The organism is Salinivibrio sp. SS2 (genome assembly GCF_001722075.1).
Classification (GTDB): Bacteria; Pseudomonadota; Gammaproteobacteria; order Enterobacterales; family Vibrionaceae; genus Salinivibrio; species Salinivibrio proteolyticus.
In genome coordinates, this window is the sequence record NZ_MEBP01000078.1 from 15,178 (window position 1) to 31,134 (window position 15,957).

General features: G+C 51.4%; 12 protein-coding genes. 9 read left to right on the plus strand and 3 right to left on the minus strand.

Features of this window, described 5'->3' with window-relative positions:
• Positions 1-222 precede the first annotated feature (222 nt).
• The 6 genes from BGK46_RS08560 to BGK46_RS08585 all read left to right on the plus strand — a co-directional run bounded on the left by BGK46_RS08560 (position 223) and on the right by BGK46_RS08585 (position 7,969).
• Positions 223-1,461: a Bcr/CflA family multidrug efflux MFS transporter gene (locus tag BGK46_RS08560; protein ID WP_371440474.1), complete on the plus strand. Its 1,239-nt coding sequence runs from the start codon at positions 223-225 to the stop codon at positions 1,459-1,461.
• Complete coding sequence (locus tag BGK46_RS08565) at positions 1,458-2,108, plus strand: DUF2913 family protein (protein WP_069588505.1); 651 nt, start codon at positions 1,458-1,460, stop codon at positions 2,106-2,108. The genes BGK46_RS08560 and BGK46_RS08565 overlap by 4 nt, the downstream gene beginning before the upstream one ends.
• 91 nt (positions 2,109-2,199) lie before the next feature.
• The gene (locus tag BGK46_RS08570; protein WP_256388322.1) at positions 2,200-3,576 is read left to right on the plus strand and encodes an MATE family efflux transporter; all 1,377 of its coding nucleotides are present in this window, start codon (positions 2,200-2,202) and stop codon (positions 3,574-3,576) included.
• Positions 3,577-3,725: 149 nt separating this feature from the next.
• Positions 3,726-4,397, plus strand: a complete 672-nt coding sequence (locus BGK46_RS08575; RefSeq protein ID WP_069588509.1) for an ABC transporter ATP-binding protein — start codon at positions 3,726-3,728, stop codon at positions 4,395-4,397.
• Entirely contained in the window at positions 4,378-6,837 is a 2,460-nt protein-coding gene (locus BGK46_RS08580) for an ABC transporter permease (RefSeq protein WP_069588511.1), read from the plus strand. The genes BGK46_RS08575 and BGK46_RS08580 overlap by 20 nt, the downstream gene beginning before the upstream one ends.
• A gap of 25 nt (positions 6,838-6,862) precedes the next feature.
• Positions 6,863-7,969, plus strand: coding sequence for a lipocalin-like domain-containing protein (locus BGK46_RS08585; RefSeq protein ID WP_069588513.1), 1,107 nt, complete (start codon positions 6,863-6,865; stop codon positions 7,967-7,969).
• Positions 7,970-7,975: 6 nt separating this feature from the next.
• On the opposite strand, the gene cra is transcribed toward BGK46_RS08585, so the two are convergent.
• Positions 7,976-8,989 carry a catabolite repressor/activator gene (gene cra / locus BGK46_RS08590; protein ID WP_069588515.1) on the minus strand — a complete coding sequence of 338 codons (1,014 nt, stop codon included), beginning with the start codon at positions 8,987-8,989 and terminating at the stop codon, positions 7,976-7,978.
• A 460-nt stretch (positions 8,990-9,449) separates the two neighbouring features.
• Here cra and fruB point away from each other — a divergent pair, with 460 nt between their 5' ends.
• Genes fruB through fruA form a run of 3 tightly spaced genes read left to right on the plus strand, consistent with a single transcriptional unit; the run spans position 9,450 to position 13,334 of the window.
• A complete protein-coding gene (gene fruB, locus BGK46_RS08595; RefSeq protein ID WP_069588545.1) occupies positions 9,450-10,622 on the plus strand; it encodes a fused PTS fructose transporter subunit IIA/HPr protein in 1,173 nt (390 codons plus the stop codon).
• Positions 10,619-11,575, plus strand: coding sequence for a 1-phosphofructokinase (pfkB, locus tag BGK46_RS08600; protein ID WP_069588517.1), 957 nt, complete (start codon positions 10,619-10,621; stop codon positions 11,573-11,575). Before fruB ends, pfkB begins: the two co-directional genes overlap by 4 nt.
• A gap of 25 nt (positions 11,576-11,600) precedes the next feature.
• The gene (gene fruA, locus BGK46_RS08605) at positions 11,601-13,334 is read left to right on the plus strand and encodes a PTS fructose transporter subunit IIBC (protein ID WP_069588519.1); all 1,734 of its coding nucleotides are present in this window, start codon (positions 11,601-11,603) and stop codon (positions 13,332-13,334) included.
• 59 nt (positions 13,335-13,393) lie between these two features.
• On the opposite strand, the gene BGK46_RS08610 is transcribed toward fruA, so the two are convergent.
• Positions 13,394-14,839 (minus strand): glyceraldehyde-3-phosphate dehydrogenase, encoded by a 1,446-nt coding sequence (locus BGK46_RS08610; RefSeq protein ID WP_069588521.1) that lies wholly within the window; start codon positions 14,837-14,839, stop codon positions 13,394-13,396.
• A gap of 390 nt (positions 14,840-15,229) precedes the next feature.
• The gene (locus tag BGK46_RS08615) at positions 15,230-15,913 is read right to left on the minus strand and encodes a DUF3334 family protein (RefSeq protein WP_069588523.1); all 684 of its coding nucleotides are present in this window, start codon (positions 15,911-15,913) and stop codon (positions 15,230-15,232) included.
• Positions 15,914-15,957 lie beyond the last annotated feature (44 nt).

The window sequence follows — 15,957 nt, forward strand, 5'->3', positions numbered from 1 at the left end:
AGTGATGAAAAATGGGGTGTCTTTTTCAGGAGTCTGTCAGCCAGACTCCTTTATATTCCCGTCAATAATCGGTTTTTTGTTGCGAGATACATAGCTCGCGCCCAGATTATACGCTGGATACCGTTGCTTATTGCGCTATGCAATAACAACAAAAAGAAAGACATTCTTTCCCGCACAGAAACAATAAACTGTTACAATTCGATCTACTTCACGTTATTTCCTATTGCTCTGTCTTTCACGTTAAGGAGTGTTATGTCGCAATCATCGGCTGTCACGGCGTCACCGACACAACTCAGTTGGCTTTTGATTATCATTTTGGGCGCGATCGCGGCGCTGACACCACTTGCCATCGATATGTACTTGCCTGCTATGCCAGCCATTGCTGGCGATTTGGGGGCACCCAATAGTGCAGTGAAGTCGACCCTAGTGGCATATACGGCCGGATTTGCGATTGGTCAGCTCTTTCACGGACCAATCTCCGACAGCTATGGACGCAAGCCGGTAATGCTTGGCGGGGTGATGCTGTTTTTTATCTGCGCTGTCGTCAGTGCGCTCGCCGAAGACATCAACGTATTGATGCTGGCTCGCTCTACCCAAGGCTTTGCTGGAGCCGCGGCCGCCGTGATCATTCAAGCCTTGGTGCGTGATATGTTCGAGCGTGAAGAGTTTGCACGCACCATGTCATTTATCACCTTGGTGATGACCATTGCACCGCTTGCTGCTCCCATGATTGGCGGCTATTTGCTGACGTGGTTCGATTGGCGTGCGATTTTTTGGGTATTGGCCGGCTGGGCGTGTTTTGTGATGGTCTGTATTGTGGTGAAAATTCCCGAGACCTTGCCCCAAAATCATCGTCCGCCGCTGCGTATCGGTGCTTCGCTGCGTAACTATGCGCGTATGCTGAAAACGCCGTTTGCGGTCGGTATGATCTTTTGCTCTGGCTTCTCTTTTGCTGGCATGTTCTCGTTTCTTACCGCCGGCTCGTTTGTCTATATCGACTATTACGGCGTCAGTGCCAAGGCATTTGGTTATCTGTTTGGCCTTAACATTGTTTGCTTGATCATCATGACCTTTTTGAATGGTCGGCTGGTGCGCAAAATGGGCTCTCACTGGATGTTGCGTTTCGGCTTGGCGATTCAGCTGGTTGCCGGTATCGCGATCGCAGTCTGTCAGTGGTTAGACCTTGGTCTTTGGGGAACCGTGATCCCAGTGATGACCTACGTCGGTGTGATCTCGACCATCGGCAGTAACAGCATGGCTTGTTTACTGTCTTGTTATCCCCAAATGGCCGGTACGGCATCGTCGTTGGCAGGGACGATGCGCTTTGGTATTGGCTCGTTAGTCGGGGCTGGGGTAGCGGTCGTCTCTGATGGCACGCCGTGGGGGATGATTGGCGCTATCGCGATTTGTGCGATACTCTCTGCCGCTTTCTATTGGTTACTCGCGCGAAAAGAACCATGAGTTACGTGACCCATATCCAGGCGGTAGTGAATACCGCGTTTGCAGACATTGAAGCCGCTATTGCGGCGCGAAAACTCGTTGATGCTCCCGCTGCTCGAGAAGCGTTTTTAGGACGTTGGGTGGCACAAGCGGCCAAAAAACAGCGCTTTCATCATAGTGTGAAAGCCGATTTACAACGTTGGGTGCAGCGTGCCCGTAGTGCGGGCACCAAAGCGGCGTTAGAAGCGGAATTTCGTCAAATTCAATCGGTTTACCAAGCTTGGTTCCCGGTGAATGCGCCGGCTAACAACGTGATGCATACCCAGCTATGCCAGCTAATCGATGCGGCAAAAGCGGCGCAGTGGATGGTGCATACTGACGCTACCATTGACCGCAAAGTGAGAGTGATCTCGGAGGGGCAACATTCATTGGCAGTGTGTCCCGATGCGACTCAAGCGGCTTTTGACTCAGAGGGCGTATTGGTGAAGCCGTTGAGTGTGTACGTACGAGGTCCAGAAAACATCTTTATTGATTGGGCGCATCAAGCAGGATTAGCTCCGACGAAAGTGACTGCCTATAAGTCAATTGTTAAATACCATGCAGAGTATCTAATTTGGCCGCAAAACCAAGCAGATAGTTTGATGGTGATGCCCGCACAGACAACCTAAAAATAATCGATACAAACCGCCCGTTGGCGGTTTTTTCTTCATATAAAGGCAAGTACACTAAGGCCATTCTCGTTGTTGCGTGGAGTCGCCTGTGTCTGCATTGTCCCGTCCTTTCTTTGATGCTGTTTTTCTCAAGCGTTTACTGTTAATTGCGATTCCCATTGCGCTGCAAACCATGATGTTTTCCAGCCGCAGCTTGGTGGATATTTTGATGGTGGGGCAGTTGAGTGAAGCTGATGTTGCGGCGATTGGTATCGCTGGTAAAGCGATGTTTGTCTCAACGTTGTTGATTTTTGGCGCGATGACAGGCGGATCCATGCTGGTTGCCCAGTATTGGGGTGCGGGCAATATGCAGGGCTTTCGCGAGAAAATTGCACTCACAGTGACCTTGACCAATGCCACTGCTGCACTCAGTGCACTCATTTTTTGGCTCTACGCAGATTCGATTATTAGTGTTGCCAGCGACAACCCTACTGTCATTGCGTTAGGAAAAGATTATCTGCAAATCGCGGGACTGTCGTTCTTTTGCCTAGCGAGTGTGTCAGGGTTAGCTGCTGGCTTGCGCGCCATGCACAAGCCTGGGATCAGCACGTTTTTCAGTGGCGTGGGGATTAGCGTTAACATCCTCTTGAACTGGGTGTTTATTTTTGGCCACTGGGGGGCGCCTCAGATGGGCTCCAAAGGTGCCGCAGTCGCGACCGCATTGAGTGGTATTGTAGAAATGCTGGCTTTATACCTGTACTTATACCAGCGCCAACATCTTGTTGCCTTTTCGCGCGCGGAATGGGTCTCGTCCCTCACACTGAAAGCCGTCAAGCGCTTCTTGGCATTGTCCTTGCCCACCGCCTTTAACTTTTTAATGTGGTCGTCCGGGTTGTTCGTTTATCACGCGATTATTGGACATGTGAATGAGGCCGGACTTGCCGCCATCGCGGTCATCACGCCGGTTGAATCCTTATCTTTGTCGTTTTTGATCGGCACGGCCAATGCCGCCGCCGTGTTGGTGGGGAATAATCTCGGCGCCAAGCAAACCGAGACTGCGTACCAACAAGCTTGGCAAGTGGGCGTGTTTAATTTTATTGCTGGCGTATTCATTGCGCTGGTGATGTTAGTTATTCAACCTTGGGTGCTAGGGTTTTTCCCTGCCTTGACCGGAGAAACGGCGCAAATTACCGCATACTTTTATTGGGCAATGTGCGCGCTTATCGTGGTAAAAACCATTCCGATGGCAATGATCGTCGGGGTGTTGCGTGCGGGTGGTGACGTGCGTTACTGCTTAGGGCAAGATTTTGTTGCCCAGTGGTTGATCGGTATTCCTGTGGTGCTGGCAGCCGCAGTCGTGTTTGAGTGGCCGGTCTATTGGGTTTACGCCTTATTGGCGACCGAAGAGGTGGTAAAGTGGGTCGGCTCGCTCATCCGTGTTAAATCCGGTGTGTGGCTGAACCATTTGGTTAGCGACAGCAATTGATTTTGTTATCAAATAATAATGGGAAGCTGCCCACAGTTTTTAGCCCTTTTCTCAGCGTGTTAATTGGGGTACATTGCGAATTCGTTCAGACAGTGTGACTTACTTCTCGTTTATCGCTGCTATTTAGACGTTAAAGGGTACGGATTGGCATGTTAGCAATTAAGGCGCTGTGTAAGGGCTATCAGGATGGAAGTGATTTTCATCCCGTGCTGCAAGGTGCCGCTTTGTCTATTTCTCCCACCCATCAATTGGCCTTGATGGGGGAAAGTGGGTCGGGCAAAAGCACGCTACTTAACCTGATTGCCGGCTTGGACAAAGCCGACAGTGGTGAAATCTGGTTTGATGATAAACCACTTCATAAAATGAATGAGCGCGCGCGTACCCAATTTCGCCGTCAGAATATCGGCCTTATTTTTCAGCAATTTAACCTACTTCCAACCCTGACCATTGCCGATAACATCCGTTTTTGCCGTCAACTTAAAGGCTTGAAAGACGATGCAGCGCTGTGGCGTCAGATTGTCTCCCAACTTGATTTGATGCCGTTGTTGAATCGTTACCCCGAAGAAGCCTCGGGGGGGCAACAACAGCGCACCGCGATTGCGCGCGCGCTATATATGGAACCCAAGCTGTTATTGGCTGATGAACCAACGGGAAGCCTCGATGAGCGTAATGCGGATGCCGTCATGCGGCTACTTACCACATTAACGCGCCAACAAGAAGCGGGCCTGTTGGTGGTTACGCACAGTGAAACTGTTGCCAATTACTTACAAGGTAGCGTCATGCTGCAAGGGGGCGTGCTCAGTGTTCGGGCCCGTCGCTAATGCGTTATGGGGGCATTATCGCCGCCATCCTTTTCAAATATTACTCGTTTGGCTGGGGCTTACCTTAGGTATCGCCTTGTTGGTGGGCGTATTATCGATCAACCAACACGCGCAAAAAAGCTACCGAGAAGGGGCCAAGCTATTTAGTAATCCCTATCCGTTTAGCATCCATCATACCCAACGCACGCAGCGCGTACCGCAAGCGTTTTATATCGATTTACGTCGGGCGGGATTTACCCAATGTGTGCCGATAGAGCGTTTACAAGTTGTGACGCCGTCACTTGATAATCTCAACCTGATGGGCGTCGATACGATCGCGATGTTACCCATGCTCAGCGAAGGTGATGGCGGTGAGGGCATTTCTCCCGTCGATGCGATGTCTCCACCTTATCCCGTTTACGTCGGGGAAGCGATGGCGTCGCACAAGGGGTGGCAATCGGGACAAATGATCCCCTTGCTAGATTATCCGGCGATTGGCCCGTTGCGTATTGTCGATAACGATGCGCTCAGTATGGGCACCTACTTAGTGGCGGATATGGCGCTATTGCGTGCCTTGTCTCCTCATGCCGGCATTAGTGAAGTCTTATGTGGCGCACTGAGTCAGGCCGAGCGCGAGCAGATCCGCCAATTATTACCCCCCGCTTTAACACTTGCGAAAACCCAAACCACCCAGTTAGGACCACTTACCAACGCATTTCACCTCAATTTATTGGCGATGGGATTGCTCGCGTTCGTGGTGGGGTTGTTTATTTTCTATCAAGCCATTTCTCTTTCAATGACGCAGCGTCAGCCACTGGTCGGCGGCTTACGGCAATTAGGCGTAGACGGTCGACAGTTGTCACTGGTGATGGCAATTGAGTTAGTCGGCTGGGTCATACTGGGTGTGGTCAGCGGGAATGTGCTCGGGTTATTGCTGGCTAAACAACTGCTTCCAGCGGTCGCCACGACATTGTCTGACCTATATGGTGCTGAAGTTGACTTGATCATGCACTGGCAATGGCAGTGGGGATTATACAGTGTACTGTTAGCCTTGCTAGGTGCTGCAATGGCGTCGGCTTGGCCACTCATCCGCTTAATAAAAACGCCTTCGGGTCGCTTATCGCAGCGGATGACCTTATTACGCGGAACACACCGTGAGTTTTCGGTACAAGCGGTATTGGCGTTGTTGCTTGCGGTAGCTGCGTGGGGCGCGTCGTATTGGCCTAGCAGCCAGTGGCAAGGCTTCACGTTAATTGCGCTAACGATGCTAAGTGCCGCGTTGGTCTTACCCTATTTGTGTGGCGGCTTATTTCATCTATTGGCGCAATGGCACCAAGGCGCACGTTGGCGTTGGTTTTTTACTGATGCGGCGGCCAGTTTAAGCTATCGCGGTGTGGCGGCAATGGCCTTTATGTTGGCGGTGTCGGCACATATTGGCATGGAAACCATGGTGGGCAGCTTTCGAGCCAGCACCGAAACATGGCTACAGCAGCGACTCGCGGCGGATGTGTATGTTCGTCCTAGTAATGAGCTATTGCCCCGCATGGAATCTTGGCTGGTTAAGCAAGACAATGTCTCTCAGTTTTGGACAACGTACCGTCGTGAGCTTGATGCGCCGCAAGGCCGACTAGAAGTCCTTTCGGTTGGAAATCGCCCTCTCGAGAAACAAGCATTGGCAATCAAGAACGCCCAACCGGATTACTGGTCGCAGCTCCATCAGCAACGAGCCGTATTACTCAGTGAGTCGCTGGCTGCAAAATTCGGTGTGGAAGCGGGTGAAATGGTGAACTTACCCGCCCCGATGGGAGAGCGATGGCAAGTTGCGGGTGTCTATTATGATTACGGGAACCCCTACGGTCAGTTAGTGGTTTCTGCGCGCGGTGACGTGGGAGGCTGGTTAACTGCTGGCAGGCCATCGATGGCGGTTGTCCTCGATCAAGGCGTTGAAAGCGACCTGTTTATTGCCCAGATTCGTCGGACATTCTCACTCAGTAACGGCCAAGTTCAAAACCAAGCCGATATCATGCAGTACGCGATGCGCATTTTCGACCGTACGTTTACGGTGACCGAAAGTCTGTGTGTATTGATGCTGATTGTTGCCATCAGTGGTCTGTTTTTCTCTACGTTGGCCACCGAATTGTCTCGCCAGCGTCAGTACAGTTTGTTGCGTTGTTTAGGTTTGTCGGGGCGCGAGTTGATTGCGCTCGGAGGCGGGCAGTTGGTGATCCTCGGGGTTGCCAGCGCTGTGATCGCAATTCCGTTAGGGCTACTGCTGGCGGGGATGCTAATCCATGTGGTGCTCAAAGCTTCCTTTGGTTGGACGATGACCATGAGCTTTTTCCCGTTCACCTATGCCACCACTATCGGGCTATCAATGCTTGCATTAATGGTGGCTGGTGCTTGGCCCGTCTATCGCATGATGAAGCGTACTGCGGCCGTCTCTTTGCGTGACGCGCAGTAGCGGCAGGAGTTAAGGAGTGAGTGAAATGAAACTAAGTCGCAAACTGTTTGGCTCCATGCTGGTGATGATTGTAGCCATCGCGTTGGGAAGTCTGATTTGGTGGGGACGCCAGCCTGCGCCCCAAAGCAGCGCATCGACAGGCTTTGATGTGTTTGCCCAGCAGTCTGGTTTTCAAGCCGTGACCCCCGACTATCATCCCGAATACCCGAAAGATATGGCTGCCCATCCGGGCTTTGCCACGGAGTGGTGGTATTTAACCGCCACACTGGAAGATAGCCAAGGCCAAACCTACGGCGTGCAATGGACTCTGTTTCGCCGCGCGATTCGAGCCGAGCAGGCGCTTGGCTGGTCAAGCCCACAACTCTATATGGCACATGTCGCGATAACACGCGCTGACCAGCAGTGGGAAGCGGAACGGTTTGCCCGCGGTGGCATTGGTCAAGCCGGCGTGACGTTGTCACCATTTCAGGCGTGGCTGGATGATTGGCAATGGCAAGGTCAGGCCGATCCTTTTCCGGCAACAGTTGAAGCACAATTTGAGGCACAGAATACCGAGGTGGGCTTTGCTCTGCAGGTTGAAGACAGTGGTCTGAGAGTGAAGCAGGGCGAGCAGGGGTATAGCATTCGTCATGAAAGTGCACCGTCGGCCTCTTATTATTTCTCGGTGCCCCAATTACGCATTACAGGCACCTTGACGCTCGACGGCAAGTCTTTTTCTGTGACAGGGAAAGGGTGGTTTGATAAAGAATGGTCGAGCGGTGCCATGGCCGACGACCAATCCGGATGGGATTGGTTTGGTTTGAATCTCGACGATGGGCGCGCGCTGATGGTGACTCAGATCCGCGGTCCAAAGCCCTTTGTATTCGGCTCTTTGACCTCGGCCGATGGCAAGGTGCGATCACTTGATAAACATGCAATACGCATGGTGCCGGTCAATCACGCCACACTTTCCGATAAACGAACACTGCCCGTCGGTTGGCAAATACGTATTCCCGATGAAGGGATCAACGTGACCACGCAGCCTCTAAACCCAGATAGTTGGATGGCGCTAAGCATCCCATACTGGGAAGGACCCGTACGTGTCGAAGGGAGCGTGAGCGGCCGTGGCTTTATGGAAGCCACGGGTTACTGAGCATGATTAGTTTAAACCGATCCAAGCTTGGGTTTGATGCGGGCGCCAAATCGGTTGACGATCGACGGTGATCACGCCGGGTTGGTTGTCGCCTTCAGCAGCTGAAATAGCGAGGTTTAACGCGGCATCGCTAATCGCATCAAACTGTTGTGGAAGCGACTGCACCCCAAAGGGTAAAAAGTCCAAGATGCGACTGTCCCCGAATGTGGCAAAGTATAAGGCGGTGGGCGCAATGCCTGTTTGCCGGATTGCATCCAATACACCCTCACATAGGGTAAATGAGGTAGTAAGCACGGCATCGGGTAAATCGCCAGCGTCTATCCATTCAGTCATTAACCGTTGACCTTCGCTGCGGCTAAAGGCGTTGCCATAGCGCACTTGTCCGTCCACATTGCCGACCTTCAATGCGTTACGAAAGCCTTTTTCACGCTCTTGCGAGATGGCTAAAGAGGGGACGGCACCAATCAATCCCGCCTGATACACATCGCTAGGCGCAATAAGTGTCTCGGTTAATTGATACGCACCTTTGGCATCATCACTCAGTACATTGGCGAACTGGGTCGCATCTAGTTGTCGGTCGATAGCCACCACAGGTGTGCCTTTTCGCTGCACATCAGGATAGAAAGCATTGTCCGCTGGCAAACACGAAGCGACGATCAACGCATCAATCTTTCGAGAAATCAATGTAGTGGCAACGGTTTGCTCGCGCTGAGGATCATCATCCGAGCCGGTGATAATCACTTGGTAGCCTTGGTCATGGGCTTTGCGCTCTAGCAATTTGGCCAAGAGGGCATAACTGCTGTTGGCAAGATCAGGAACCACCAATCCGAGGGTGCGTGTTGTTCCTGCTCGTAGGGCGGTTGCGGCACGGTTGGGTTGATAGTTATGTTGGTCAACAACCGCCATCACCCGTTCCCGGGTCTTAGCGCTGATCCGATAACGATCGGCTTTTCCGTTAATCACGTAGCTGGCCGTGGTGCGTGACACGCCGGCAAGGCGTGCTATCTCATCGAGCTTCATAGAAAGGATCCAGTATCAGGCCAATCGTTATTGATGGCTTTGTGAATGTGATCAAAGTTTGCACACATCCGATCGAGATTATGTTTGCATTATATGCTAAAACGATTCAGCCTTAAAGCTGAAAGGTTTCAGCTGTTCTGTATGACACTACTTTTATCACATATTTGCCAAACACAGGACGGCAAAGCGTTAGACCGGATTCAACGTTGCGATAAATAGACCCGAAGGCAACACGCTTGAGGTCTGACTGCAACCAAAAGCTGAAACGATTCAGCTTGGCGTGAGTTGAGTGATACGAACCATCTCGCGTCTTCAAGGATTGAACAGAATGTGGGTCGATGATGCAGGCATCCGTCTGGCTCACCTTCTACGATTTACCATGCAGTTGCTGCGATGCGGTGATTGTAATGAGCCCAATATATTGCGTGCGCAAGGCGCACAAACGAAGAGGATTAACCTCATGCTCGCACTAACAGCACAAGATATCTATTTACAGCAGTCTGCCGCCTCGAAAGAAGAGGCGATCAAAGCTATGGCCACGCGACTGATTGACAAAGGATTGGTCGCGCCCGGTTATCAAGCGGGTATGTTGGCGCGAGAAGCGCAAACGAGCACCTATTTAGGCAATGGTATTGCGATCCCGCATGGCACTACAGACACCCGTGATCAAGTGAAACAAACGGGCGTGCAAATGTGTCACTTCCCACAGGGCGTGGACTGGGGAGACGGTGAAACCGCTTATCTTGCCATCGGTATTGCGGCGAAGTCAGATGAGCACCTGACAATCCTACGCCAATTGACCCACGTGTTATCACAAGACGGTATTGAAGCGCAGTTGAAACGTATTGAGAGCGCAGACGCTATATTGGCACTCCTCAATGGTGGCACGAAGGACAATAATCAGGGTTTTACGTTTACCCCAGATATGATTTTAAGTGGTTTCCCAGCGCGAGATATCACCACACTGCAAGCAGCTGGCGCGGGACTTTTGAAAAATAGCGGATGCCTAGATACCTCAGGCGTTAGTCATCTGATTGCCGCAACGCCTGTTCATTTGGGCGAGGGGCATTGGGTGTTGGGCATTGCAAATGGCGTGTCTCACACTGGGGTGTCGTTAGTCATGCCTTCTGAGCCATTGAATATGGGTGAGCATGTCGCCCATGCTTTGTGGTGTTTTGCGGCGAAGAATGACGCGCATATGGCCCTGCTCGCCAAGCTGACCCAACTCAAAGCAGAGGGTAAATTGAACAGCCTTATCAACCAATCACCTGACGCGCTTGTGTCGGCGGTTATGCATCCGGATGCCGCTGACGTAGAGACTGTGCAGCCACCAGCACCCGCGGCGAAGATTGAGGGTGAATCTGGGCTATTTACCATTACCAATGCACATGGCCTACATGCGCGACCTGGTGCCATGTTGGTGAACACCGCTAAAAAATTCAGCGCGGATATTCAAGTGGCCAATGCGTCCACCCAATCGGCTGCCGTCAACGCGAAGAGCTTGATGAAAGTCATTGCCCTGGGAGTAAAGCATGGCCATCAGCTTCAGTTTACCGCCCAAGGGAGTGATGCGCAGGAGGCGATAGCCGCCTTGGGTGAAGCTATTCGTCAAGGCTTAGGAGAACACGCATGAGTACAATCTTAACCGTGACCTTTAATCCTGCTCTCGATATGACGGGAGCGCTTGGTATCTTGCAAGCTGGCGATGTCAACTTAGTGCAAAAGTACAACCTACATCCTGCAGGAAAAGGCGTGAATGTGGCGCGGGTGTTGGCTGATTTGGGCGCCCAAGTGACGGTATCTGGCTTTTTGGGTGAGGAAAATCAAGACCCCTTTGCGCACTTATTTGTTGAGCATGGCATTTGCGATCGCTTTTTACGCGTACCGGGCGTGAGTCGAACAAATGTCAAACTGGTAGAAAAAGACGGTCGTGTCACGGATCTCAACTTTCCGGGAATGGCAGTGGAAGGGCGCGATATTGAGGCGCTTACGCATACCTTATTGGAATTAGCTGATGGGCATGACTGGATTGTACTGGCCGGTAGCTTACCGCCAGGCGTCAATGCTGATCAGCTCAGTGACTGGGTTCAGGCTCTCACCGAGGCCGGTAAGCAGGTGGTTGTAGATACCAGCCAACATGCGCTGCGTGCTGCGGTGTCCGCCAAGCCTTGGCTTGTGAAACCCAATGAAGCTGAGCTTGCTCAGTGCTTGAACGCGCCAATCAGTAATGAACTCGATACCTTGTTAGCGCGTGGTGAACAACTATTCCAACAAGGGATTGCCAATGTGGTGATTTCTCGTGGCGTAGATGGTGTGCTGTGGCGCAACCATCAAGGTTGGCTGCAGGCCGTTGCACCTGCGCAAGAGGTCGTCAGTACCGTTGGCGCGGGAGATTCACTGGTTGCCGGTTTGGTATGGGGATGCCAAGCCGGTGAAGAAAAAGCGACGGTACTTCGTCGAGCGGTCGCGCTATCTGCGCTGGCGGTCACCCAAGTGGGTGTCGGTGTCTCTGATCTCGACCGTGTTTATCAAATGATAGAAAAAATTAGCGTGTCACCGGTCACTATGTCCGCACACGCCGAATAAACAATCCAAGAGTGGGGTAAAAGGTATGAAACTGGTCATTGTGACGGCGTGCCCAAGTGGCGTCGCTAACACAGTTATCGCAGCAGGATTGCTTGAAAAAGCAGTCGGTGAGCGAGGCTGGCAAGCAACCATCGAATGTCAATCGAGCATTAAGGCGCCAACACCGGTCTCGTCTGAAGCGATCGCTGACGCGGAGCGTATTTTGCTCGTCGGTTCACCGGCGCAGACGGCACGTTTTAACGGTAAGCCGGTTTATCAGGCATCATTAAGTGATGTGATGGACAATGCGCAAGCGGTTCTCGATGCGGTGTCATCTCACGCTGAGGTTTATCAAGCGTCAGAGGAGCCTGAGGCGAATCAATCCATGCGTATTGTCGGCATCACCGCATGTCCGACCGGGGTTGCCCATACATTTATGGCGGCAGAGGCGATTGAAGAGGCCGCCAAAGCAAAAGGCTACAGCGTTAAAATTGAAACACGGGGCTCGGTGGGGGCAAAAAATGCGCTGACTGACCAAGAAATCGCTGATGCGGATGTGGTGTTTATTGCCGCAGACATTGAGGTTGATTTAAGTCGCTTTGATGGGAAGCGATTATATCGAACCAGCACAGGCGTCGCGTTGAAAAAAGCCGCTCAAAGCCTTGATGATGCGGTCGCCAATGCTGAGGTCTACCACGCCGCTAAAAAGCACACCAACGGACAAGCGACTGCTAGCCAAGGTGAGCGGACGGGGGTGTATAAACACTTGATGACTGGGGTGTCGCACATGTTGCCACTCGTGGTCGCGGGCGGTTTGGCCATTGCACTGTCATTTGTGTTCGGCATTGAAGCATTTAAAGAAGAAGGCACATTGGCTGCCGCATTAATGCAAATTGGCGGTGGCAGTGCGTTTGCCCTGATGGTGCCTGTCCTCGCCGGTTTTATTGCTTTTTCTATCGCGGATCGTCCCGGTCTTGCTCCCGGCCTTATTGGCGGTATGCTCGCAGCCTCAACAGGCGCAGGGTTTCTTGGCGGGATTCTGGCGGGCTTTATCGCCGGTTACAGTGCCAAGTTTGTTGCTGATAAAGTGCAACTGCCTGCAACCATGGAAGCCCTCAAGCCCATTTTAGTGATCCCATTGGTGGCAAGCTTATTCACGGGCTTGGTCATGATCTATGTGGTGGGTGGCCCTATTTCGGTGGCGATGGATAGCTTAACCACCTTCTTGCAAGGAATGAACTCAACCAACGCAGTGATCTTGGGTGTATTGCTGGGTGCGATGATGTGCTTCGACTTGGGTGGTCCTGTGAACAAAGCCGCATACACCTTTGGTGTGGGTTTGATCGACAGTGGTACCTATATGCCAATGGCAGCGATCATGGCCGCAGGTATGGTGCCGGCGCTGGGTATGGGACTGGCAACATTTCTGGCGAAACGTAAGTTTAACGATGCTGAGCAAGAAGCGGGTAAAGCCTCGTTTGTGCTGGGGCTGTGCTTTATCTCTGAGGGGGCGATCCCTTTTGCGGCTAAAGACCCAATGCGAGTTATTCCGGCGTGTATTGCTGGGGGCGCGTTGACTGGTGCAATTTCGATGCTGATTGGCGCAAAATTAATGGCGCCTCATGGTGGATTATTTGTACTGCTTATTCCCAATGCAATCACCCCCGTGTTTATGTACTTGGCTGCCATCGCCGCGGGTACGTTAGTCACAGGGATTGTTTACGCGTTGATCAAACCTGTCAGTCAGCCATCGCCGCTGACGGCTGCAAAGCAGTCATAGTTTGCTCTCTGCTTAGCAAAAAAGGCCCATTCGGGCCTTTTTTTATGCTCTACACCTGATTACAGGCTTGCGGGTTCAGGGACCAATGGATAGCGAACGCCCATCATTTTCTCCATGCAATGAACCACTTGGCAGCTATAGCCAAATTCATTGTCGTACCAGATATACAGGACGCAACGGTTTCCATCCGCGATAGTTGCTTGGCTATCAACCACACCCGCAAAGCGAGAACCGATCAGATCGCTAGAAACCAGCTCAGTAGATTGGGTAAAGTCGATTTGGCCGGATAGCGGCGAATACAAGGCAACATCTTGAAGGTAAGCATTGATCTCATCTTTGCTTGTTGCGTTATCCAAATTCAAATTGGCAATTGCCATCGAAACGTTTGGAGTAGGAACGCGTACAGAATTCCCCGTGAGCTTACCTTTTAACGCAGGCAACGCTTTCGCGACCGCACTGGCGGCACCGGTCGAGGTGAGCACCATATTCAAGGATGCTGAGCGACCACGGCGATCCCCTTTGTGATAGTTATCAATCAGGTTTTGGTCGTTGGTGAATGAGTGCACCGTCTCGATATGGCCACCATCAATGCCAAATTTGTCGTGCATGGCTTTAAGCACTGGCGTGATCGCATTGGTAGTACAGCTGGCCGCTGAGATAATCTTATCATCGTCGTGGATAACGTTATCGTTGACGCCGAATACCACGTTTTTGATATCGCCTTTGCCCGGTGCGGTGAGCAAGACCTTTTGGGCGCCCTTGCTTTTCAGGTGTTGGCTCAACCCTTCTTCGTCGCGCCACATTCCCGTGTTGTCGACCACTAATGCATTATGAATGCCGTACTGGGTATAATCCACATCCGCTGGGCTGTTGGCGTAGATCACCTGAATAAAGTTGCCATTTGCGATTAACGCACTGCGGTCTTCGTCAACGGTGATACTGCCGTTGAATGGGCCATGAACCGAGTCACGACGTAATAAACTGGCACGTTTTTCTAGATCGCCTTCGCGTCCACCACGCACAACAATAGCGCGTAAACGTAATGGATAGCCGGGACCGCTTTTCTCCACTAACAGTCGTGCTAACAAACGCCCAATGCGGCCAAAGCCATATAAAACGACATCTTTAGGCTCAACACTGTTGCCCGTTCCCACTAAATGGCCTAATTGACTGTGCAGAAAATCAGCGATGCCGTCTTGGTTGTCATTAGATTGCCAGTACGTCCAAGCCAGTTGGCCGACATCGATTTTACTTGGCGCGAGATCCATTTCCGCCATCACTTCAATTAAAGGCAAGGTTTGACTGGGTGCTAAGGTGCCTCCGGTGTAACGGCGGGCGACTCGGTGCGCTTTGATAATATCAATGGTACTGGCGTTGATCAGTTGACGGCCAAACAGTTGGATTTCGACCCCTTTTTGGCGATAAAGCTGGCTGAGCAGCGGATACATGGTTTCAGAGTGGTTTTGGCTAGTTTGCCAATCGAGTAGGTAGTGTTCAGGACTCATGAATCGACCTTTTTTCACGAATGATAATGGAGTGGGCAGGGTGCCCAGTAGGGTTTTGACTGATCTTTTGCCAGCCTTATGATTTTGTGGCGCAGTCTATACGATGCAGAATTATTCACCTACTAAAAATAACTGACGTATTTAATGAGGTAAACGATTAAAAAATGGCGAGATTTTGATTGAGATTCATTCTTTCTGTGTGACGTTAATCAAACGAAGATTGCGATAGGATGCAAAAAGAAAGTTAATACATTGAGGTTGCGCAATAAGAGGCGCATTTATTTTATTAAGTAAAATTAGTTGCAGGCCTTACAAGGCGAGAGTGAGTCTTCCCAACCACTAACTATGGCGACGTTAATGGTTGGGGGGCCAAGGTTCAAAGGGGAGCGATTAGATCCCTAGTTCGTCGAGTAGGTCGTTATTACCGCCACCCGTCCCTTTTTTCTCGGTGGGTTTCTTCTCCAGCTGACGGACGGTTTCTTCTTCGAGAATCGCGTCTGGATTGACCTCTTCACCTTCTTCAAAGTCTTGTAACTGGATGAATTCAGTCCGCTCCATCGCCAGCTCTAGGTAGAAAATGTGGTTGTTTTCGGTGGTAAAGCTCACACGGCGCGCTTGTGGCTTATCAATGTTGCTATCCACGGATACCGTGAGGTTTTTGTTCACCGCCATCATCTTCGGCTGATTCTGAGTGATAGAGGTTTGAATCGAGCGTTTAATTTTCCCTGTGAAGTCACCAATGATTTGGTTCATCAACTCGCCAAGTACGTCACCGACTTCATCGGATGTGTGCAAACTTGCAAGCTCTTCGGCGGGGATCCCCATGTGCTGCATATAGTTGTTGTAGATCTCCATTGCCGCAGCAGAGGAGAAGTTGATGACGACAAGGCCAGAGAAGCCGCCATCAAATAAAACAAAGCAGCCTAAATCAGGCTTTAAACTGGTTTTGGCAATTTTTTGTACCATCGCGGCGTGATGAACCGGCGAATTGGTGGCCTTGGTCAACACAGCGGTGGCTGACTGACAAAGCTTAAGTAATATGTCCTCGGAGGTGACGACCTTGGTTTTTCTCATTATTCACTACCGTAGTTGTTTAACTGTCTCTTACTCAGTGTGGC

Excerpts from the sequence above, each read along its gene's own strand:
- BGK46_RS08565 (WP_069588505.1), top strand. The coding sequence starts at position 1,458 with ATGAGTTACGTGACCCATATCCAGGCGGTAGTGAATACCGCGTTTGCA.
- BGK46_RS08575 (WP_069588509.1), top strand. The coding sequence starts at position 3,726 with ATGTTAGCAATTAAGGCGCTGTGTAAGGGCTATCAGGATGGAAGTGAT.
- BGK46_RS08585 (WP_069588513.1), top strand. The coding sequence starts at position 6,863 with ATGAAACTAAGTCGCAAACTGTTTGGCTCCATGCTGGTGATGATTGTA.
- cra (WP_069588515.1), bottom strand. The coding sequence starts at position 8,989 with ATGAAGCTCGATGAGATAGCACGCCTTGCCGGCGTGTCACGCACCACG.
- fruB (WP_069588545.1), top strand. The coding sequence starts at position 9,450 with ATGCTCGCACTAACAGCACAAGATATCTATTTACAGCAGTCTGCCGCC.
- pfkB (WP_069588517.1), top strand. The coding sequence starts at position 10,619 with ATGAGTACAATCTTAACCGTGACCTTTAATCCTGCTCTCGATATGACG.
- fruA (WP_069588519.1), top strand. The coding sequence starts at position 11,601 with ATGAAACTGGTCATTGTGACGGCGTGCCCAAGTGGCGTCGCTAACACA.
- BGK46_RS08610 (WP_069588521.1), bottom strand. The coding sequence starts at position 14,839 with ATGAGTCCTGAACACTACCTACTCGATTGGCAAACTAGCCAAAACCAC.
- BGK46_RS08615 (WP_069588523.1), bottom strand. The coding sequence starts at position 15,913 with ATGAGAAAAACCAAGGTCGTCACCTCCGAGGACATATTACTTAAGCTT.